Source organism: Mycolicibacterium houstonense (genome assembly GCF_900078665.2).
GTDB lineage: Bacteria > Actinomycetota > Actinomycetes > Mycobacteriales > Mycobacteriaceae > Mycobacterium > Mycobacterium houstonense.
In genome coordinates, this window is record NZ_LT546207.1 from 1,597,620 (window position 1) to 1,617,466 (window position 19,847).

The 19,847-nt window shown below is 68.1% G+C and carries 21 protein-coding genes and 5 pseudogenes; 19 read left to right on the forward strand and 7 right to left on the reverse strand.

From position 1 onward, the window contains the following. The first annotated feature begins 1 nt into the window (after window position 1). The 7 genes from BN4332_RS08000 to BN4332_RS08030 all read left to right on the forward strand — a co-directional run bounded on the left by BN4332_RS08000 (window position 2) and on the right by BN4332_RS08030 (window position 5,473). Complete coding sequence (locus BN4332_RS08000) at window positions 2-394, forward strand: ectoine synthase (protein WP_066897957.1); 393 nt, start codon at window positions 2-4, stop codon at window positions 392-394. After that, window positions 391-1,311, forward strand: coding sequence for an ectoine hydroxylase (gene thpD / locus BN4332_RS08005; protein WP_066897958.1), 921 nt, complete (start codon window positions 391-393; stop codon window positions 1,309-1,311). The genes BN4332_RS08000 and thpD overlap by 4 nt, the downstream gene beginning before the upstream one ends. Window positions 1,312-1,320: 9 nt before the next feature. Beyond that, on the forward strand, window positions 1,321-2,829 hold the full coding sequence (dop, locus tag BN4332_RS08010; RefSeq protein WP_066897959.1) for a depupylase/deamidase Dop: 1,509 nt from the start codon (window positions 1,321-1,323) through the stop codon (window positions 2,827-2,829). A gap of 105 nt (window positions 2,830-2,934) precedes the next feature. After that, window positions 2,935-3,129, forward strand: coding sequence for a ubiquitin-like protein Pup (locus BN4332_RS08015; RefSeq protein ID WP_003880265.1), 195 nt, complete (start codon window positions 2,935-2,937; stop codon window positions 3,127-3,129). Window positions 3,130-3,185: 56 nt separating this feature from the next. Continuing rightward, on the forward strand, window positions 3,186-3,983 hold the full coding sequence (gene prcB, locus BN4332_RS08020) for a proteasome subunit beta (protein WP_066897960.1): 798 nt from the start codon (window positions 3,186-3,188) through the stop codon (window positions 3,981-3,983). After that, window positions 3,984-4,724: a proteasome subunit alpha gene (gene prcA, locus BN4332_RS08025; protein ID WP_066897961.1), complete on the forward strand. Its 741-nt coding sequence runs from the start codon at window positions 3,984-3,986 to the stop codon at window positions 4,722-4,724. Window positions 4,725-4,729: 5 nt separating this feature from the next. Continuing rightward, window positions 4,730-5,473, forward strand: coding sequence for a YqjF family protein (locus BN4332_RS08030; RefSeq protein ID WP_066897962.1), 744 nt, complete (start codon window positions 4,730-4,732; stop codon window positions 5,471-5,473). On the opposite strand, the gene BN4332_RS08035 is transcribed toward BN4332_RS08030, so the two are convergent. Next, a complete protein-coding gene (locus tag BN4332_RS08035) occupies window positions 5,457-6,182 on the reverse strand; it encodes an SDR family NAD(P)-dependent oxidoreductase (protein WP_066897963.1) in 726 nt (241 codons plus the stop codon). The two genes, BN4332_RS08030 and BN4332_RS08035, sit on opposite strands and share 17 nt — an antisense overlap. A gap of 65 nt (window positions 6,183-6,247) precedes the next feature. On the opposite strand from BN4332_RS08035, the gene BN4332_RS08040 reads away from it, so the two are divergent. Further along, the gene (locus BN4332_RS08040) at window positions 6,248-6,823 is read left to right on the forward strand and encodes a TetR/AcrR family transcriptional regulator (RefSeq protein WP_066897964.1); all 576 of its coding nucleotides are present in this window, start codon (window positions 6,248-6,250) and stop codon (window positions 6,821-6,823) included. Here the strand turns inward: BN4332_RS08040 and BN4332_RS08045 are convergent. After that, window positions 6,793-7,221, reverse strand: coding sequence for a hypothetical protein (locus BN4332_RS08045; protein WP_066897965.1), 429 nt, complete (start codon window positions 7,219-7,221; stop codon window positions 6,793-6,795). The genes BN4332_RS08040 and BN4332_RS08045 overlap by 31 nt on opposite strands. 82 nt (window positions 7,222-7,303) lie before the next feature. Here BN4332_RS08045 and BN4332_RS08050 point away from each other — a divergent pair, with 82 nt between their 5' ends. Further along, window positions 7,304-7,987 (forward strand): TetR/AcrR family transcriptional regulator, encoded by a 684-nt coding sequence (locus BN4332_RS08050; RefSeq protein ID WP_066897966.1) that lies wholly within the window; start codon window positions 7,304-7,306, stop codon window positions 7,985-7,987. A gap of 13 nt (window positions 7,988-8,000) precedes the next feature. Here the strand turns inward: BN4332_RS08050 and BN4332_RS08055 are convergent, their stop codons facing one another. Further along, window positions 8,001-8,684: a suppressor of fused domain protein gene (locus BN4332_RS08055; protein WP_066897967.1), complete on the reverse strand. Its 684-nt coding sequence runs from the start codon at window positions 8,682-8,684 to the stop codon at window positions 8,001-8,003. 144 nt (window positions 8,685-8,828) lie between these two features. On the opposite strand from BN4332_RS08055, the gene pafA reads away from it, so the two are divergent. After that, window positions 8,829-10,187 carry a Pup--protein ligase gene (pafA, locus tag BN4332_RS08060; protein WP_096866856.1) on the forward strand — a complete coding sequence of 453 codons (1,359 nt, stop codon included), beginning with the start codon at window positions 8,829-8,831 and terminating at the stop codon, window positions 10,185-10,187. Between the two features lie 13 nt (window positions 10,188-10,200). On the opposite strand, the gene BN4332_RS08065 is transcribed toward pafA, so the two are convergent. After that, complete coding sequence (locus tag BN4332_RS08065) at window positions 10,201-10,746, reverse strand: hypothetical protein (RefSeq protein ID WP_220096854.1); 546 nt, start codon at window positions 10,744-10,746, stop codon at window positions 10,201-10,203. 82 nt (window positions 10,747-10,828) lie between these two features. On the opposite strand from BN4332_RS08065, the pseudogene BN4332_RS08070 reads away from it, so the two are divergent. The 6 genes and pseudogenes from BN4332_RS08070 to BN4332_RS08095 form a co-directional block, all read left to right on the forward strand. Further along, window positions 10,829-11,398 (forward strand): annotated as a pseudogene (locus tag BN4332_RS08070) (helix-turn-helix transcriptional regulator); the annotation flags it as partial. A gap of 84 nt (window positions 11,399-11,482) precedes the next feature. Then, a complete protein-coding gene (locus BN4332_RS08075; RefSeq protein WP_066897988.1) occupies window positions 11,483-12,472 on the forward strand; it encodes a helix-turn-helix transcriptional regulator in 990 nt (329 codons plus the stop codon). 30 nt (window positions 12,473-12,502) lie between these two features. Continuing rightward, the gene (tatA, locus tag BN4332_RS08080) at window positions 12,503-12,754 is read left to right on the forward strand and encodes a Sec-independent protein translocase subunit TatA (protein ID WP_066897970.1); all 252 of its coding nucleotides are present in this window, start codon (window positions 12,503-12,505) and stop codon (window positions 12,752-12,754) included. Between the two features lie 76 nt (window positions 12,755-12,830). Continuing rightward, entirely contained in the window at window positions 12,831-13,781 is a 951-nt protein-coding gene (gene tatC, locus BN4332_RS08085; protein ID WP_066897971.1) for a twin-arginine translocase subunit TatC, read from the forward strand. Next, window positions 13,771-14,982: pseudogene (locus BN4332_RS08090) on the forward strand (DEAD/DEAH box helicase); the annotation flags it as partial. The gene tatC and the pseudogene BN4332_RS08090, both read left to right, overlap by 11 nt. Next, window positions 14,963-15,343, forward strand: a pseudogene (locus tag BN4332_RS08095) (DUF4333 domain-containing protein); the annotation flags it as partial. The pseudogenes BN4332_RS08090 and BN4332_RS08095, both read left to right, overlap by 20 nt. A gap of 15 nt (window positions 15,344-15,358) precedes the next feature. Here BN4332_RS08095 and BN4332_RS08100 read toward each other — a convergent pair. Next, a pseudogene (locus BN4332_RS08100) lies at window positions 15,359-15,712 on the reverse strand (5'-3' exonuclease H3TH domain-containing protein); the annotation flags it as partial. A 5-nt stretch (window positions 15,713-15,717) separates the two neighbouring features. On the opposite strand from BN4332_RS08100, the pseudogene BN4332_RS08105 reads away from it, so the two are divergent. Next, window positions 15,718-16,380: pseudogene (locus BN4332_RS08105) on the forward strand (DEAD/DEAH box helicase); the annotation flags it as partial. 38 nt (window positions 16,381-16,418) lie between these two features. Further along, on the forward strand, window positions 16,419-17,213 hold the full coding sequence (locus BN4332_RS08110; RefSeq protein ID WP_066897974.1) for a DUF4333 domain-containing protein: 795 nt from the start codon (window positions 16,419-16,421) through the stop codon (window positions 17,211-17,213). A 15-nt stretch (window positions 17,214-17,228) separates the two neighbouring features. On the opposite strand, the gene BN4332_RS08115 is transcribed toward BN4332_RS08110, so the two are convergent. Then, window positions 17,229-18,191, reverse strand: a complete 963-nt coding sequence (locus BN4332_RS08115) for a 5'-3' exonuclease (protein WP_074133010.1) — start codon at window positions 18,189-18,191, stop codon at window positions 17,229-17,231. Next, entirely contained in the window at window positions 18,188-19,045 is an 858-nt protein-coding gene (locus BN4332_RS08120) for a hypothetical protein (protein ID WP_066897975.1), read from the reverse strand. Before BN4332_RS08120 ends, BN4332_RS08115 begins: the two co-directional genes overlap by 4 nt. Before the next feature lie 100 nt (window positions 19,046-19,145). On the opposite strand from BN4332_RS08120, the gene BN4332_RS08125 reads away from it, so the two are divergent. Further along, window positions 19,146-19,847, forward strand: a 702-nt coding sequence (locus BN4332_RS08125; RefSeq protein ID WP_160110822.1) for a M24 family metallopeptidase, incomplete at its 3' end; no start/stop codon positions are given.

The window sequence follows — 19,847 nt, forward strand, 5'->3', positions numbered from 1 at the left end:
CATGATTGTTCGCACCACGGCCGAGATCACCGGCACCGACCGCGATGTGGCCGACGGCACCTGGCGTTCCAAGCGCATCATCCTGGCCGGCGACGGCGTCGGCTTCTCGTTCCACGAGACCACCATCGAGGCGGGATCGGTGAACGAGTTCCACTACCAGCACCACGTCGAGGCGGTCTGGGTGATCGAGGGCACCGGAACGCTGACCGATCTGGAGACCGGTCAGGATTACCCGCTGGCCGACGGCACCATGTATCTGCTCAACAACCATGACCGCCACCGGGTTACGTGCACCGAGCAGCTTCGCATGCTGTGTGTGTTCAACCCGCCCGTGACCGGACGGGAGGTCCACGACGAGAACGGCGTGTACCCGGCGCCGCAGTCGGTCGCATGAGTCTTCAGCAGGAAGCCGGGGGCGGCTCGCCCGTCGCCCCCGGCGTGGAGGATCGTTACCCGACGCGACTCGAGCATGCGATCGAGCCGATTCCGCGTCACGAGCCGACGGTGTGGGGCACCGAAGCCGACGGCCCGCTGAGCCAGACTCACCTCGACGGCTTCTCCGAGTACGGCTACCTGGTGGCGCCGGACACCGTGTCCGGTGACTGGCTGCCGTTGCTCAGGCACGAGATCGACCGGGTGGCAGCAGATCTGGGCGCCGATGATCCGAGAGTGATCCGTGAGCCGGGTGGCACGATCCGGTCGATCTTCGAACCGCATCTGCTGAGTGACCTGGTGGCCCAGGTGGTCCGGCTCGACACGGTGCTGCCCGTGGCGCGGCAGCTGCTCGGCGGCGACGTCTACATCCACCAGGCCAGGATCAACCTCATGCCCGGATTCACCGGGACGGGTTTCTACTGGCACTCGGATTTCGAGACGTGGCACGCCGAGGACGGCATGCCGGCGATCCGTGCGGTGTCCTGCTCGATCGCCCTGACTCACAACTACCCCTACAACGGGTCGTTGATGGTGATCCCCGGTTCGCACCAGACGTTCTATCCGTGCGTCGGTGCCACGCCGGACGACAACCACGACACCTCGCTGGTGGCCCAGAGCGTCGGGGTGCCCGACCAGACCACGCTGACCAAGGCCGTCGACCGGCACGACATCCACCAGTTCACCGGTCCGCCCGGCACCGCGCTGTGGTTCGACGCGAACCTGTTGCACGGCTCGGGGTCCAACATCACCCCGTTGCCGCGGTCGAATGTGTTCCTGGTGTTCAACTCGGTGGACAACGCGCTCACCGACCCGTTCGCCGCTCCGCGGCCACGGCCCGAATACCTGGCGGCCCGGGGTGCACAGGCCGTCACCTAGGCTGGCCACATGCAACGGATTATCGGAACTGAGGTCGAATACGGCATTTCCTCGCCGTCCGATCCGACCGCCAATCCGATCCTGACCTCGACTCAGGCGGTGCTGGCATACGCGGCGGCCGCCGGGATTCAGCGCGGCAAGCGCACGCGGTGGGATTACGAAGTGGAGTCCCCACTGCGCGACGCCCGCGGATTCGATCTGTCCCGCGCCTCGGGCCCGGCCCCGATCGTCGACGCGGACGAGGTCGGCGCGGCCAACATGATCCTCACCAACGGTGCCCGGCTGTACGTGGACCACGCCCACCCGGAGTACTCGGCACCCGAGTGCACCGATCCGATGGACGCGGTGATCTGGGACAAGGCCGGCGAGCGTGTCATGGAGGCCGCCGCCCGTCATGTGGCCAGCGTGCCCGGGGCGGCCAAGCTGCAGCTCTACAAGAACAACGTGGACGGCAAGGGCGCCTCCTACGGTTCGCACGAAAACTACCTGATGAGCCGCCAGACCCCGTTCTCGGCGGTGATCGCGGGCTTCACCCCGTTCCTGGTGTCCCGGCAGGTGGTCACCGGATCGGGCCGTGTCGGCATCGGACCGTCCGGCGACGATCCGGGTTTCCAGCTGTCCCAGCGCGCCGACTACATCGAGGTCGAGGTCGGCCTGGAGACCACGCTCAAGCGCGGCATCATCAACACCCGCGACGAGCCGCACGCCGACGCGGACAAGTACCGGCGGCTGCACGTCATCATCGGTGACGCCAACCTGGCCGAGACGTCGACCTACCTCAAGCTCGGCACCAGCTCGCTGGTGCTCGACCTGATCGAGGAGGGCCCGCAGTTCGGGCTGGACCTGTCCGATCTGGCCCTGGCGCGGCCGGTGCACGCCGTGCACGTGATCAGTCGCGATCCCTCGCTGCGCGCGACGGTGGCGCTGGCCGACGGCCGGGAGATGACCGCGCTGGCGCTGCAGCGGGTCTACCTGGACCGGGTGGCCAAGCTGGTGGACACCCGTGATCCCGACCCGCGTGCCTCACACGTGCTGGAGACCTGGGCGCACGTGCTCGACCTGCTCGAACGCGACCCGATGGAATGTGCCGAGATCCTGGACTGGCCGGCCAAGCTGCGGTTGCTGGAGGGGTTCCGTCAGCGGGAGAACCTCAGCTGGCAGGCGCCGCGGCTGCACCTGGTCGATCTGCAGTACTCCGATGTCCGGCTGGACAAGGGCCTGTACAACCGGCTGGTCGCGCGGGGTTCGATGAAGCGCCTGGTCACCGAACAGCAGGTGATCGATGCCGTCGACAATCCGCCGACCGACACCCGCGCCTACTTCCGCGGGGAATGCCTGCGGCGGTTCGGTTCCGACATCGCCGCGGCCAGCTGGGACTCGGTGATCTTCGATCTCGGCGGCGATTCGCTCGTCCGGATTCCCACGCTGGAGCCGCTGCGCGGCAGCAAGGCCCATGTCGGTGCCCTGCTGGACTCGGTGGACAGCGCCGCCGAACTCGTCGAACAACTCACCAACTGACCACTTCCGGCGGTGCGCTATCCCGGGCAATCCGGGTGCCGACCGGTACTGTGGAAGGACCGGTTGGGCGGTTAGCCCGACCGATGACAATTGCAGGAGGCAGCGATGGCTCAAGAGCAGACCAAGCGTGGCGGTGGCGGCGGCGAGGACGACGACCTCCCGGGTGCATCGGCCGCCGGCCAGGAGCGTCGCGAGAAGCTGGCCGAAGAGACTGACGATCTGCTCGACGAGATCGACGACGTGCTGGAAGAGAACGCTGAGGACTTCGTGCGGGCGTACGTCCAAAAGGGCGGCCAGTGACCTGGCACGAAAACCTGCACCTGCCCCAACCTCTTACCGGAACCTCCTCTGTAGCCATGGACCTGTCGTCGTTCTCTGATCTGCTGCGCCGCCAGGCCCCCGAGCTGCTGCCGGTCAACCGCGTTGCCGATGGCGCGGTCAACCCGACCAACGCGGTGCCGCACGGAACGACGATCGTCGCGCTCAAGTACCCCGGCGGTGTCGTGATCGCCGGTGACCGCCGCTCCACGCAGGGCAACATGATCGCCGGCCGCGACGTGCAGAAGGTGTACATCACCGACGACTACACGGCGACCGGCATCGCCGGCACCGCCGCGATCGCCGTCGAATTCGCCCGGCTCTACGCCGTCGAGCTGGAGCACTACGAGAAGCTCGAGGGTGTCGCGTTGACCTTCCGCGGGAAGGTCAACCGGCTGGCCATCATGGTGCGCGGCAACCTCGGTGCGGCGCTGCAGGGCTTCGTCGCGCTTCCACTGCTGGTTGGTTTTGATGTTGATGCCGCCGATGCCGAGAACGCGGGCCGCATCGTGTCCTTCGACGCCGCGGGCGGCTGGAACATCGAGGAAGAGGGCTACCAATCGGTGGGCTCGGGCTCGATCTTCGCCAAATCGTCGATCAAGAAGCTCTATCCCAGTGTGGTGGACGCCGATTCGGCGCTGAAGGTAGCCATCGAGGCGCTCTACGACGCCGCCGATGACGACTCGGCCACCGGTGGGCCCGATCTGGTGCGCGGCATTTATCCGACCGCGGTCACCATCGGGGCCGAGGGCGCAGAGGAGATCACCGAGGAACGCATCGCCGAGCTGGCCCGCGACGTCATCGCGCGCCGGACCCGGACGGGCGGTGAGGGGTAAATGAGCTTCCCGTATTTCATCTCGCCCGAACAGGCGATGCGTGAGCGCTCCGAGCTGGCGCGCAAGGGTATCGCCCGCGGCCGCAGCGTGATCGCGCTGGCCTACGACAATGGTGTGCTGTTCGTCGCGGAGAATCCGTCGCGGTCGCTGCAGAAGGTCAGCGAGCTCTACGACCGGGTGGGCTTCGCCGCCGTGGGCCGGTTCAACGAGTTCGACAACCTTCGGCGCGGTGGCATCCAGTTCGCCGACACCCGCGGCTACGCCTACGACCGCCGTGACGTCACCGGTCGCCAGCTGGCCAACGTCTACGCGCAGACCCTCGGCACGATCTTCACCGAGCAGGCCAAACCGTACGAGGTGGAGCTGTGTGTGGCCGAGGTGGCGCACTACGGCGAGACGAAAGCCCCTGAGCTGTACCGGATCACCTATGACGGCTCGATCGCCGACGAGCCCCACTTCGTGGTGATGGGCGGAACCACCGAGCCGATCACCACGGCGTTGGGGGAGTCCTTCACCGAGAACGCCGACCTGGGGGCTGCGGTCAAGATCGCGGTGCAGGCGTTGAGCGCGAGCAGCAACGGTTCCGAGCCGCGCACGCTCGGACCCTCGACTCTTGAGGTGGCGGTCCTCGACGCCACGCGGCCACGTCGCTGCTTCCGCCGAATCACCGGGCCCGCACTGGAAGCTCTTCTGCCCGAAGCGGATTCGTCCTCAGATTCGGAAGCCGAACCGGCCGAGTAGCCGAGATGGTCGAGCCGGTCAGCCCCGTAGCGCCACTGCTGACCGGCGCCAAAATTCTGCGCCAGAACTGGGTCGACCTGACTTTCCTGCACTGGCCGGTCGATCCGGGGCGGATCGCCCACCTGTTTCCGGCAGGAACCACCCCCGACACGTTCGACGATGTGAGCTACGTCGGCGTGGTCGCCTTCCGGATGACGGGCACCGGCTTCGGCTACGGGCCGGGGGTGCTCGGCAGTTTCCTGGAAACCAATGTGCGGTTGTACTCGGTCGACCGCACCGGTCGTCGCGGCGTCGTGTTCCTCAGCCTGGACACCCCGCGGCTGGACGTGGTGTGTGCGGCCCGCACGGCGCTCGGGGTCCGCTACCGCTGGGCCCGGATGTCGTACCGCCGGCACGGGGAACGGCGCGCCTACACCACCGCCGTGCGCTGGCCGCGAGTCCGGGCCGCCAGCCACATCGAGGTCGAAGCCGGTGATGTTCTCATGCCCGGCCCGCTCGAACATTTCCTGACCGCCCGGTGGGGCCTGCACGTGGCACATGGCGGGCGCACCTGGTACGTGCCCAACGAGCACCCCGCCTGGTCGTTGCGTTCGGCCGAATTGTGCGGATTCGATGAGGACGGTCTCTTCGCCTCGGTAGGCCTTGGCACGCTGTGCGCCGGGCCGCCGGCACACGTGGCGTTCAGCGACGGTGTGCCCGCCAGATTCGGGCTGCCCGTCCGAGCCGGCACTCCTAGGCGATCACGTTGACCACGGATTCGGCGGCAGCGCGGCCGGTGTAGAGCTGCCAGAGCTGCTCGGCCAGGTCGTCGGGGTTGAGCGTGTTGACGGCTACGCCCGCGAATTGTTCGGAACCGGCCAGCGCCCGGTGGATGTCGCCGCGCTCGATCAGACCGCCAATGGTGAGGGTCCCGGCGTAGATTCCAGCCGGCGCCAGCGCGGCATTCAGCGTGAGTGCGTAGTTGCGCAGCGCGGCGGCGGCCAGTGCCAGGCCACCGAGCGCGGGCATCGGCACCACACTGCTCAGCCCGCCGGCGAACAGCAGTCCGCCGCTGCCGCGCTCGCGCATCTCGGGGAGCAGGTGGGCGGCGAAGTCGACGGCGGGCACGATGCTGTCGAGCGCCGCCTTCGCGGCGGCGGCGTCGAGTTCGGCGATGTCGCCGGTGGGTGCCGTCTCGAACGCGGCCGGACCGTAGTAGCCGACGTCGATCCGGCCGAACCGGGCGCGGGCCGCATCGACGGCGCTGCGCAGCTGGACGGGGTCGGAGGCGTCGGCGACGAAGGCGGCCGCCTCGATGCCCTTGTCGGCCAGTGCGGTCAGGTAAGTCGAATGCCGTTGAGGGGAGCGCGAAATGAGCGCCACGCGGTATCCCTCGGCGCCGAAGCGGTGCGCGACGGACAGACCGAGGCCGGGCCCGGCGCCCAGGACGACGAGCGTGGGCGAAGAAGTTGAGGTCATGCTCAACTTACTACCAGAAGTTGAGATGGCCCTCAACTTAGTTAGGATGAACTCTTGTGTCGGCGATGCGAGCGGATGCGGTCCGCAACAGGGATCGTCTGCTCGACGCTGCCGCCGCGCTGTTCGCCGAACGCGGCGTCGATGTGCCGCTCGACGAGATCGCCCGCCGCGCCGGCGTGAGCATCGGCACGCTGTACAACCATTTCCCGAACCGGGGGGCCCTGCTCGATGCGGTCCTGCCGGATCGGCTGGCGGCGATCGACCGGATGGCCCAGCGGGCGCTCGACGACCCCGACCCCTGGCATGGATTCACCGAGTTCCTCGACGGCCTGTTCGCGATGCAGGCCTCCGATCGAGCGATCAACGAGGCGATCGCGCGCAACCCGATCGGCGCGGTCGACGTGGCGGGCGAATGCGGGCGAGCGGAGGGATTGTTGGCGGCCGTGGTGGGCCGGGCGAGAGAGATGGGCGCCCTGCGGGCGGACTTCGGTTCCGACGACCTGGCGACCTTGATGTGGGCGATGTCGAAGGTGATTGCCATGGCCGACGGTGACGACGCCGTGTGGCGCCGTCATCTCGGGTTCGTGCTGGACGGGTTGAAAGGGCCGGCTCAAGCCGATTCGCGCCGCCAGCCCACATAGGTGAACCAGAGGCCCATCGCGGTCAGCAGCAGGAAGAACACCCTGGCCGCCACCAGCAGGCCGGAGCTGGTGATCGTCGCGTTCGCGCCGGAATCGATCGCCGAGGGGAACGCCATCATGGCCGCGCCGCGCAACGCGACGAACCAGCCGAACAGCGAGATGAGCGCCGCCGTCACGCTGTACCAGTACTGGTGAAACGCGATCACGATCAGGCCCATCATCAACATCGACGCACCCAGGATCCAGGGCAGGATCGCGTTGTCGAACAGCCCGCCCAGCAGGTCGCCGAGGGCGGGCAGCCGGATCGCGATGATGAGGGTGGCGGTTGCCACGAACGGGCCGAGTACCCGGGCGAAGGACCGTGTGCGTTGCCGAGCTTCGGGCGTGGGGGTGGGCATCTGACCTCCTGCAAATAATAAACCGACTGACGGTCTTTCAATAAGGTAAGCTCGAACCGAGCTCGACGTCAATGGAGGACCCGTGGCACGCCAGGTGAAACCCGAAGAACACGCCGCGCGGCGCCGCGAGATTCTCGACGCCGCCCAGCAGCTGATGCACGACAAGGGCTACGCGGCGATGACCATCGAGGATCTGCTGGCCGCCATGCAGATCTCGAAAGGCGCCTTGTACCACTACTTCCGGTCGAAGCAGGCCCTGCTGGACGGTGTGGTCGAACAGATGGGGGAGAGTGCGACCGTCGAGCTACAGCGCATCGTCGACGCTCCCGATCGCACCGCCCTGGACAAGCTGCACGCGTACTTCGCCGCGTCGCACGCCTGGAAAACCGAGAACGCGACCGCCGTCGCCACGTTGGCCCGGTTGTGGCACGACGAGAACAACGCATTGCTCCGGCAGAAGATGACGCAGGGCTCGATGCGCACCACGGCGCCTCTGCTGGAAGCGATCATCCGGCAGGGGTGCGCGGAAGGAGTCTTCGACACCGACTTTCCGCACGAGGCCGCCGGCATCATCACCGCGATGGGCCTGCATCTGGCCGACGCGTTCATCGAGGCGATCGAGGCCGACGGCGCCGTCGGGATCGACATCTCCGGTCCGCACGCCCGCCAGGCGGTCGGGGCCTACCAGCAGGCGATCGAACGCATCCTCGGACTGCCCGACGGCTCACTGGCGGAGGTCACCGACGGCGCTGCGCACCGGCGGTGATGATTGCTCAGGGTCACACCACGCTGGCGCGCCCCAGATCGGTGACGTCGCTACCGATCAGCTCGAGCATCTCCGTGGCAGTGTGGCGCTTGTCGACGATCGCGCGCAGCTCCGCGTCGGTGGCGCCGACGAGCTGGACGAACGTGACACGGCCGTGCGGTGTGTCGATCTCACCGGCTGTGTCCAGAGTCGTCAGAAAGCCGGTGAGCGCCGACGCGTGCCCGGCGTCGATGCCGGCCTCCTGCCCGGTGTAGATGTACTCGCCCGGCTCGAAGACCATGCCCGACTCGAAGACGTAACGTGCCAGGCCCTGGAGATTGACGCAGGCGGTCCGCATCTCCTGGTCCTCGTCGGCCCCGGGTGCGGGCCTGAGTTTCAGCGTCAGCTCGAAGCCGAAACCACTGTGCTCCGGATCGGTGGACTCCTTGGTGTAGAGGTCGGAGAACCCGTAGGTGACGAAGTGCAAGGCGTCCGGGGCGCGGTAGATGCTGATGCCGTCGAGCGGGTCCGGACCTCCGAACGACCACTTGATGAGGGTGCCCATGTGCAGCGGCTCGGGCTGCTCCGGATACAGCGCGGCGAACGCCGCGGTGATCGCGTCCCAGCCGGGTGCGCTGTCGTCGTCCTCGGTGGCCGCGACGTCGGTCGCCGGCGGCTCCGCGGGCTCGTCCTTGCGTTTCCTGCCGAACAGGCCCATCGCTCTCCCAGCTCTTCGTCCGTCCGATCCGGGACCTGCGGTCGCCGCGTCGAACGAGTATGGCAGCCAGCTGCCGAGAATTCGCCGCACCGTCCCCGCGAGCTTGCCCACCGTTGCGGTGAACCACCCCGTAAGCTCGATAGCGTGCAGCGACGAATCATGGGCATCGAGACGGAATTCGGTGTGACCTGCACGTTCCACGGCCATCGCCGGCTCAGCCCCGACGAGGTTGCCCGCTATCTGTTCCGGCGGGTGGTGTCGTGGGGCCGCAGCTCCAACGTGTTCCTCCGTAACGGCGCCCGGTTGTATCTCGACGTGGGCAGCCACCCCGAGTACGCGACCGCCGAGTGCGACAACCTGACCCAGCTGGTCACCCATGACCGCGCCGGTGAGCGCGTGCTGGAGGACCTGCTGATCGACGCCGAGCAGCGCCTGGCCGACGAAGGCATCGGCGGCGACATCTACCTGTTCAAGAACAACACCGATTCGGCCGGCAACTCCTACGGCTGCCACGAGAACTACCTGATCGTGCGGGCCGGGGAGTTCTCCCGGATCTCCGACGTCCTGCTGCCGTTCCTGGTGACCCGCCAGCTCATCTGCGGCGCGGGCAAGGTGCTGCAGACGCCCAAGGCCGCCACCTACTGCCTGAGCCAGCGCGCCGAGCACATCTGGGAGGGCGTCTCCTCGGCGACCACACGGTCCCGGCCCATCATCAACACCCGCGACGAGCCGCACGCCGACGCCGAGAAGTATCGCCGCCTGCACGTCATCGTCGGCGACTCCAACATGTGCGAGGCCACCACCATGCTCAAGGTGGGCACCGCCTCGCTGGTGCTGGAGATGATCGAAGCCGGCATCCCGTTCCGCGATTTCTCTCTGGACAACCCGATCCGGGCGATCCGCGAGGTCAGCCACGACCTGACCGGGCGGCGCCCGGTGCGGTTGGCCGGTGGGCGGCAGGCCAGCGCGCTCGACATCCAGCGCGAGTATTACAGCCGGGCCGTGGAGTATCTGCAGACCCGCGAGCCGAGCAGCCAGATCGAGCAGGTGGTCGATCTGTGGGGCCGCCAACTCGACGCGGTCGAGAGCCAGGACTTCGCCAAGGTCGACACCGAGATCGACTGGGTGATCAAGCGCAAACTGTTCCAGCGCTATCAGGACCGCTACAACATGGAGCTGTCCGACCCGAAGATCAGCCAGCTCGATCTCGCCTACCACGACATCAAGCGCGGCCGAGGCGTGTTCGACCTGCTGCAGCGCAAGGGCCTGGCCGCCCGGATCACCACCGACGAGGAAATCGACGCCGCGGTGAATACGCCACCGCAGACCACGCGGGCCAAGCTGCGCGGCGAGTTCATCAGCGCCGCACAGGAGGCCGGCCGCGACTTCACCGTCGATTGGGTGCATCTCAAGCTCAACGACCAGGCTCAGCGCACGGTGCTGTGCAAGGACCCGTTCCGTTCGGTCGACGAGCGGGTCAAGCGCCTGATCGCCAGCATGTGAGCCCGCGCGCGGGTCAGAACACGCGCGTCGAAGTCTTTGTGAACACGAAGCCGTGCCCACCGGCACGACATGCAAACAGTCCGACCGACGGATCGGCGCCCACCGCGCACACCATGCCCGCCTGGAGATTGATCTTGTGTCCGGGCGGTAGTTCAAAGAAGCCCTGGCTGGGTTCACCGCCCACTTTCGGAGGGTCAGCTGGAGTGATGGTCGCTGCGGTTTCGGGTCCGAACGACGTGTCCCAGTAGCCGCGTTTGTCCGGCCGTGGACCATGACACCAGAGCCGGTGCAGGTAATCGCGGGTGTTGATCGAACAACGCTGGCCATCGGGTGTGCGGAAGGTGTCGCCGCTGAAGTACCTGCGAGTGTTCTCGGTGCCGTAGACGTCCTCCGCCAGGGGATAGCCGGACAGATCGGGGAAAGCGTCCCGTTCGGCCACCGCGGCACCGACCAGCACCTGATTACACGCAACAGTGCTGAAAGCGACGGCCGTCACCAGCGCGGCGCGCAGCAGCGTGTGCATGCTCACCTCCCGCCCGCCGAGGGACACAGCGCTCAACACCGCCGCCTCAGCATGCCACCTCTCGCCCATCCCCGTCGCTGACCGGATCCGCGGCAATCAGGCCCTAAGCTTTCCTCTCGTGGCGGTATCCAAAGTCGAGCGGTTGATGAACCTTGTCATCGCCCTGCTGTCCACTCGGTCGTTCCTGCCTGCCGAGAAGATCCGTACCAGTGTGGCCGGGTACGCCGACAGTCCCAGCGACGAAGCGTTCTCGCGGATGTTCGAGCGCGACAAGAACGAGCTGCGCGATCTGGGCATCCCATTGGAGACCGGCCGGGTGTCGAAGTTCGATCCGACCGAGGGCTACCGGATCAACCGCGACTCCTATGCGCTGCCGCCGGTGCAGCTGAGCGCTGACGAGGCCGCGGCCGTGGCGGTGGCCACCCAGTTGTGGCAGTCCCCGGAACTGGTCACCGCGACCCAGGGCGCGCTGTTGAAGCTGCGCGCCGCGGGCGTGGACGTCGACGCCGACGGGGCCGACGTCGCCATCGCGTCGACCGCGACGCTGCCTGGGTTGCGCGGCTCCGAGGAGGTTCTGCGAATCCTGTTGTCTGCGATCGATTCCGGGCACGCCGTGCAGTTCCGCCACCGCGCGTCGCGCACCGCCGAGCACACCACCCGCACCGTCGAGCCCTGGGGCGTNCAGTTACGGAGCCGACGCTGTCGCGCTGGAACCGCAGTCGTTACGCGACGACGTGGTGAGCCGGTTGCGGGCGCACGCCGGGGATCTCGCATGAGCCAGGTGTCTAACCGGCTGGTCCGGATGCTCAACATGGTGCCGTACTTCCAGGCCAATCCGAAGGTCACCCGAGCTCAGGCGGCGTCGGACCTGGGCGTCACGGCCAAGCAGCTCGACGATGATCTGCGGCAGCTGTGGATGTGCGGGTTGCCCGGCTACAGCCCCGGCGATCTGATCGACTTCGACTTCGAGGGCGACACCGTCGAAGTGACCTTCAGCGCGGGCGTCGACCGTCCGCTGCGCCTCACTTCCACCGAAGCCACCGGGGTCCTCGTCGCCCTGCGCACCCTGGTCGACGTGCCGGGCATGGTCGACCCCGAGGCCGCGCGCAGCGCCATCGCCAAGATCGAATCCGCGGCGGGTAGCCAACGCGCCGCGGTCGAGGAGATCGTTCCGCAGGAGACGGGTGCGGCCGCCGCGGTGCGGGCCGCGGTGCGCGACGGGCGCGCGTTGACGCTGGAGTACTACTCGGCATCGCGCGACTCGCTCACCACACGCACCGTCGACCCGATCCGGGTGGTGCTGATCGGTGACAACAGCTACCTCGAGGCATGGTGCCGCAGTGCCGAGGCGGTGCGGATGTTCCGGTTCGACCGCATCGTGGCCGCCGAACTGCTCGACGACCCGTCGGCCCCGCCCTCGCCGGCCGTGCAGGCCGGGCCCGACACCTCGTTGTTCGACCCCGAGACCGCCGATCCGTCGTTGCCGACAGCGTCCCTGGTGATCGACCGCTCAGCCTCATGGATGTTCGACTATTACCCGCTGCGGGTCGTCCGGGAGATGGCCGACGGCGCCTGTGAGGCGGAGATGACCTACGCCTCACAGGACTGGATGGCCCGGTTCCTGCTCGGATTCGGTTCGGCGGTGCGCGTGTTGGCGCCCCAGTCACTGGCGCAGCAGGTGCAGGAGTCGGCCCGGGAGTCTCTGCGCGTCTACGACGCGGTCGCCTTGCACGCCCACGACGCCGACGGCGCACGCGGGTAGACTCAGCACCGACGTCTGGAGGTAACCAAATTGGGTGGTCTACAACCCTGGCACTGGGTCATCGTCATCGCGGTGTTCGTGCTGCTTTTCGGCGCCAAGAAGCTGCCGGACGCCGCGCGGTCGCTGGGCAAGTCGATGCGGATTTTCAAGTCCGAGATCAAGGAAATGCAGTCGGACTCTTCGGCCTCCTCGGCCGACAGCACGCCGCCCGCGAAGCCGATCGCCTCCGAGCGGGTCGAGGCGCCTGCCCCCGAGCAGTCCCCGGACCGCCACACGGCCTGACCGGTCCGGCCACCGATCGCGGACACCGCCCCGCGGTGCCGCTTCGCGCCCACGACCAGGCCTTTAGAACACGCCCGTGACCTCCGGATTCATCAAGAAGCTCGATCCCCGCCGCCGCCGTTCGCGGGTCAATCCCGACGGCACCATGTCGTTGGTCGACCATCTGGCAGAACTGCGCAACCGTCTGCTGATCGCGGTGGCGGCTGTCGTGGTGACCACGATTTTCGGCTTCCTCTGGTACACCCACGGCTTCTTCGGCTTCCACAGCCTGGGGGAATGGCTGCGGGGCCCGTACTGCGAGCTGCCGGCGTCGGCGCGCGCGACGATCGCTCCAGACGGCGAGTGCCGCCTGCTGGCCACCGGCCCGTTCGACCAGTTCATGCTGCGCCTCAAAGTGGGGCTGGCGGCCGGCGTGGTGCTGGCCTGCCCGGTGTGGCTCTACCAGCTGTGGGCGTTCATCACCCCGGGCCTGTACAAGAAGGAACGCCGCTTCGCGATGGCCTTCGTCGGCGTCGGCGCCCTGCTGTTCATCGCCGGCGCGGTCCTGGCCTACGTGGTGCTGGCCACCGCCCTGGGGTTCCTGCTGACCGTCGGCAGCGACGTCCAAGTCACCGCGCTGTCCGGCGACCAGTACTTCGGGTTCCTGATCAACCTGCTCCTGGTGTTCGGCATCAGCTTCGAGTTCCCGTTGCTCATCATCATGCTCAACCTCGTCGGCATGCTCACCTACGAGCGGCTCAAGGCGTGGCGCCGTGGACTGATCTTCGGGTTGTTCGTCTTCGCGGCATTCGCCACCCCCGGGTCGGACCCGTTCACGATGTTGGCACTGGCGTGCGCGCTCAGCTTGCTGCTGGAGTTCGCCATCCAGGTGGCGCGGGTCAACGACAAGCGCAAGGCCCGGCGCGAGGCGCTGGAGGTGCCCGAGGACGAGGCGGCGCCGATACCGACGGTCGAGCCGGTGCCGCGACCGGATCCGGTCACGGCGCCGGAGTCGGTGCCGTCGCGGATCGACGACGATGCCACCTGAGACCGATGGTCCCTCCGGTGGTGAACTGGCCCGGTTCACCGCCGAATACCCGTTCGCACTCGACGATTTCCAGCTGCGCGCCTGCCGCGCGCTCGAAGGCGGGCACGGTGTGCTGGTGTGTGCGCCCACGGGTGCGGGCAAGACGATCGTGGGCGAGTTCGCCGTGCATCTGGCCCTGGCGGCCGGCGGAAAGTGCTTCTACACCACACCGATCAAGGCGCTGAGCAACCAGAAACACAACGACCTGGTGGCCCGCTACGGCGCCGACAAGATCGGATTGCTCACCGGCGACCAGTCCATCAACGGTGATGCCGACATCGTGGTGATGACCACCGAAGTGCTGCGCAACATGCTGTATGCGAATTCGGCTGCACTGCAAGGGCTTTCCTACGTCGTGATGGACGAGGTGCACTTCCTCGCCGACCGGATGCGCGGTGCGGTGTGGGAGGAGGTCATCCTGCACCTGCCCGACGACGTGCTGCTGGTCAGCCTGTCCGCGACGGTCAGCAACGCCGAGGAGTTCGGTGGCTGGATCCAGACCGTACGCGGTGACACCACCGTCGTGGTGGACGAGCACCGACCCGTCCCGTTGTCGCAGCACATGCTGGTCGGCAGGCGGCTGTTCGATCTTTTCGAGGGCACCGGAAGCTCCCTCGTGGATCCAGATTTGTTGCGTCACATCAGCCATCGGCGCGAGGCCGACCGCCTCGCCGACTGGCAGCCGCGCGGTCGGGGCCGGGGCGGCGGCCNGGTGCAGCAGATGGGGCCCGAGCAGGCCCGCAAGCTGCTGGAGCGGTCCTTCGCGCAGTACCAGGCCGACCGGTCGGTGGTCGGGCTGGTGCGCGGAATCGCCCGCGGCGAGCGGATGTTGGGCGAACTCGCCGCAGAACTCGGTGGCAAGGACGCGCCGATCCTCGACTACGTCCGATTGCGCACCAAGATCGGCGAACGCGAACGCGCGCAGTCACGGGCGTCCCGATTGCAGCGCCGCAGGGCCGCTACCGACGCGCTGGCCGCATTGCGCCGTGGCGACATCATCACCATCACCCACGGGCGCCGTGGCGGGCTGGCAGTGGTGCTGGAGCCCGCGGCACGCGACAGTGACGACCCGCGGCCGCTGGTGCTGACCGAACACCGGTGGGCGGGCCGGATTTCGTCGGCCGACTACTCGGGCGCCTNGCGCTCCCGGCCAGTTCGGTCCGTACGGTGCGCCGGGTGCCGAGGCGGGTTCGAAGCGTTCGCTGGTGATCATCGCCGGCGCCGTCTCGGCGCTGTTGCTGGTGGTCCTCGCGGTGACGGCGTTCTGGCTGCCGGGATGGGCGGTGACGACCAAGCTCGACATCAACAAGGCCGAGAGCGGCGTCGAGCAGATCCTGACCGACAAGACCAACGGCTACGGCGCCACCAAGGTCACCAACGTCGATTGCAACGGTGGCGAAAACCCGAAGGTCGAGAAGGACGCGACGTTCGACTGCGAGGTGTCGATCGATGGCACCAAGCGCAAGGTCACGGTGACGTTCAAGGACGACAAGGGCACCTACGAGGTCGGCCGACCCAAGTAGACCCCGTTCTCGGGGCTAGTCGCCGGGCAGTTGGTCCAGTGCCGACTGCAACCGGCTGATCGACGAACTCACTCCGTACGCCGCGGCCAGTTCGGCGACCCGGACCGGGTCGCCGGCGGCCAGCGGCAGTTCGTCGGTGTCGGTCGAGAATGTCACGGGTGCGTCGGTGGCCACCCGCACCACCGGCTCGGCTGCGGCGATGTAGTCGGCCGCGGCCAGCAGTTTGGCTCGGTGTGCTTTGGACAGAGACGATTTCGGGTCTTCGGCGGCGGCCTGGATGCCGTGCAGCGACCCGTGCCGGGCCAGCAGGGTGGCGGCCGTCTTCTCGCCGATGCCCGCCACCCCGGGCAGCCCGTCGGACGGGTCGCCGCNGCATCGAACGTGACAACGCCCAGATCCAGCAGAAGGTGAACGCCGCGACGAACTCGCTGGCCCGCACGTTCGACCGGATCGTGGCGCTGTTGAGCGAGCGCGGCTTCATCGAGTCGGTCTCGGGTGAACCCCGAGTCACCGACGCCGGCCGCCTGCTCGCCCGCATCTACAGCGAAAGCGATCTGCTGGTGGCCGAATGTCTGCGGGCCGGGCACTGGGAAGGCCTGCAGTCGGCAGAGTTGGCCGGGGTGCTGTCCGCGGTGCTGTTCGAGTCACGCGGCGACGCGGCAGGCGGCACGGTGGGAATCGACATTCCGACCGCACCGCTGCGCCGGGCACTGGCGCAGACACGTCGCGTCTCGGCGGATCTGCGCGGCGACGAGCAGCGACACCGGCTGGCCCCGAGCCGCGAACCCGACGAGGGATTCGTCACCGCCGTCTACCGGTGGGCCACCACCGGCGATCTGGCCGCCGCACTGGCGGCCTCCGACGTGAACGGATCGGGATCGGCGTTGCCGGCGGGCGATTTCGTCCGATGGTGCCGTCAGGTGCTCGATCTGCTCGACCAGGTACGCAATGCCGCACCCACTCCTGCGCTGCGCAACACCGCGAAACGCGCCGTAAAGGATGTTCGGCGCGGTGTTGTGGCTGTTGATGCGGGGTAAGGTGTGGCAGGCGACACCGAACAGGATCAAGGAGAACCATGAGCGGACCGCAGGGATCTGACCAGGGACAGCAGTGGCCCGGTCAGCAGCCTGAGCCCGGGGGGGAGCAGCCTTCGGGCGCAGAGGCGTGGCAGCCGCCGACACCCGGTTCCGATGACGCCACGGCGCAGGCCCCGACGTGGCAGGCCCCGGCTTACACCCAGCAGCAATACCCGGCGTACCCGCCGCCGTCCCCGGACTACTCGCAGCAGCAGCAACCGCAGCAGCCGCAGTACCCCGGGACCGAGCAGTACGGTCAGCAGGCCTATCCGCCGCCCGGTCAGCCGCAATACGGCCAGGTTCCCGGTTACGGGCAGCAACCCCAGTACGGTCAGCCCGGTCAGCCGCCGCAATTCGGCCAGCCGGGCCAGCCCGGTCAGCCGCCGCAGTACGGCCAGCCGGGCCAGTACGGCGCTCCCGGCCAGTTCGGTCCGTACGGTGCGCCGGGTGCCGAGGCGGGCTCGAAGCGTTCGCTGGTGATCATCGCCGGCGCCGTCCCGGCGCTGGTGCTGGTGGTCCTCGCGGTGACGGCGTTCTGGCTGCCGGGATTGGCGGTGACGACCAAGCTCGACATCAACAAGGCCGAGAGCGGCGTCGAGCAGATCCTGACCGACAAGACCAACGGCTACGGCGCCACCAAGGTCACCAACGTCGATTGCAACGGTGGCGAAAACCCGAAGGTCGAGAAGGACGCGACGTTCGACTGCGAGGTGTCGATCGATGGCACCAAGCGCAAGGTCACGGTGACGTTCAAGGACGACAAGGGCACCTACGAGGTCGGCCGACCCAAGTAGACCCCGTTCTCGGGGCTAGTCGCCGGGCAGTTGGTCCAGTGCCGACTGCAACCGGCTGATCGACGAACTCACTCCGTACGCCGCGGCCAGTTCGGCGACCCGGACCGGGTCGCCGGCGGCCAGCGGCAGTTCGTCGGTGTCGGTCGAGAATGTCACGGGTGCGTCGGTGGCCACCCGCACCACCGGCTCGGCTGCGGCGATGTAGTCGGCCGCGGCCAGCAGTTTGGCTCGGTGTGCTTTGGACAGAGACGATTTCGGGTCTTCGGCGGCGGCCTGGATGCCGTGCAGCGACCCGTGCCGGGCCAGCAGGGTGGCGGCCGTCTTCTCGCCGATGCCCGCCACCCCGGGCAGCCCGTCGGACGGGTCGCCGCGCAACAATGCCAGCTCCGCGTAGGCCTGCCCGGCCCGGTCGAGCGGCACCGCGTAGGTCTCGGCGACTTCGGCCGGGCCGAACTTTGTCGCCTTCGCCAGCCCGCGGCCGATGTAGAGGACCCGGATCGGGGGCGCGGGTTCGTCGCGCACCAACTGCAACAGGTCGCGGTCGCCGCTGACCACCACCACCGGATCGTGCTGCTCGCGCGTGGCCAGAGTGCCGAGCACGTCGTCCGCCTCGAATCCGGGCGCCCCGGCCGTCGCGATGCCGAACGCGTCGAGCAATTCCATGATCATGTCGACCTGGGGTGTGAGTTCGTCGGGAACTTCCTCGACATCGGGGATGCCATCAGGGCGGGGCTCCTCGACCCGGTGCGCCTTGTAGGACGGCACCAGGTCGACGCGCCATTGCGGTCGCCAGTCGTCGTCGCGGCACACCACCAGCCGGCGGGGCCGTTCGCGGGTGACCAAGGTGGCGATCGAATCCAGGAACCCGCGCACCGCGTTCACCGGCCGGCCGTCGGGAGCCTTGATCGACGACGGCACCCCGAAGTACGCGCGGAACCACATGCTGGCACCGTCGAGCAGCAGAACAGGGTCGTTCACTGGGTTTCCTCCATCCCGAAAACGTACGAGGCCGCGGTGACCGCCTTGCCGCCTGCGCCCTCGTCGTGCAGGGTGGCGCGAACTGCGATGGTGCCGCCCGGGCCGGACAGTACCTGGGTGTCGACCCGGAACGGGCCGGACTTGCCGCGAGCCAGGAACATTACATGCGATGAAAGCCCTTGCAGCGCATCGGTACCGGCCGTGTGGGCAGCCGCGTCCGCGGCCGCAGTCTCCAAGATCACGAACTGCGGGCCGATGTGCAGTGCCGCATCCGGCGAGGCCACCTCGACCGCCAGCTCCGGCAACCCCCAGTGCCCGTCGGGGCGCTGACAGCCGCCGAACACCTGCCACAACGGCGGGAGATCCGGCCCGTCGACGATGTCGATGGGGTCGACCGGCATCTTCTCCAAGCCCTCGGGCGGTGTGCCGATGGAGATGCCCTGGCCCTCGGTGAGGGCGATGACCCGCTGTGGATCGTCGGCGTCGACGATCACCGACCGGCTGTAGGCCAGTTGCCTGCCTTGCTTGAGCACCTCGGTGTCTACCCGGATGCGGGCGACATCCACACCGGGGTCGAGCACCTGGCAGGAGTGGATGACCGGATTGGGCACGGCCTCCAGGTCACTGACGCCGCCGCTGTCGGGCGACGAGATGCCCAGCACCGCGAGCAGCAGGCCACCGCGGGGATTGCGCATGTCGCGTCGCAGCGTCACCGTGTCGTCGACGGGGCCCAGGTCCATCGAGGAGTACGAGCGGCCGAGGTAGCGGTAGCTCAGCAGGCCACCCCACCGGCTGCGCAGTTCGGCGGCGTACGCCGCGGGATCGTCGGCGAGATCACAGATATCACGCAGCATTCCAGCGACAGTATCGGGTCGCGCCGACCGTCACGCCAGAGTGGCGGTCGGTGTCGGGTGTCACGTCAGAGTGACGACCCGACGCGTTAGCCTCGTCGTCATGGCCACCTCGCGCTTCTCCACCGATGTCTACGCCCACCGGCTGTCGGCGGCCGCGTCAGCCGCAGCGGATGCGGGCCTGGCCGGTCTGGTCATCACCCCCGGCTATGACCTGCGGTACCTGGTCGGATCGCGGGCGCAGACTTTCGAACGGCTGACGGCGCTGGTCCTGCCTGCCGAGGGCACTCCGACCATCGTGGTGCCGCGCCTGGAATTGGCGGCGCTGCGCGAGTCGGCGGTCACCGAACTCGGTGTGACGGTTCGCGATTGGGTGGACGGCCAGAATCCGTATCAGATGGTCGCCGACGCGCTCGGCGGGCCGGGCAGTGCCGTCGCGGTGACGGACTCGATGCCCGCCCTGCACCTACTGCCGCTGGCCGATCTGCTCGGCGTGGTACCGGTGCTGGCCACCGACGTGCTGCGGCGGCTGCGGATGATCAAAGACCCCGCCGAGATCGACGCGCTGCGCAAGGCCGGCGCGGCGATCGACCGGGTCCACGCCCGGGTGCCCGAGTTCCTGGTGCCCGGCCGCACCGAGGCCGACGTCGCCGCTGACATCGCCGAAGCCATTGTCGCCGAGGGGCATTCAGAGGTGGCGTTCATCATCGTCGGCTCCGGTCCCAACGGTGCCGACCCGCACCACGAATGCTCCGACCGTGAGCTGAGTGCCGGCGACATCGTCGTCGTCGACATCGGCGGGCCG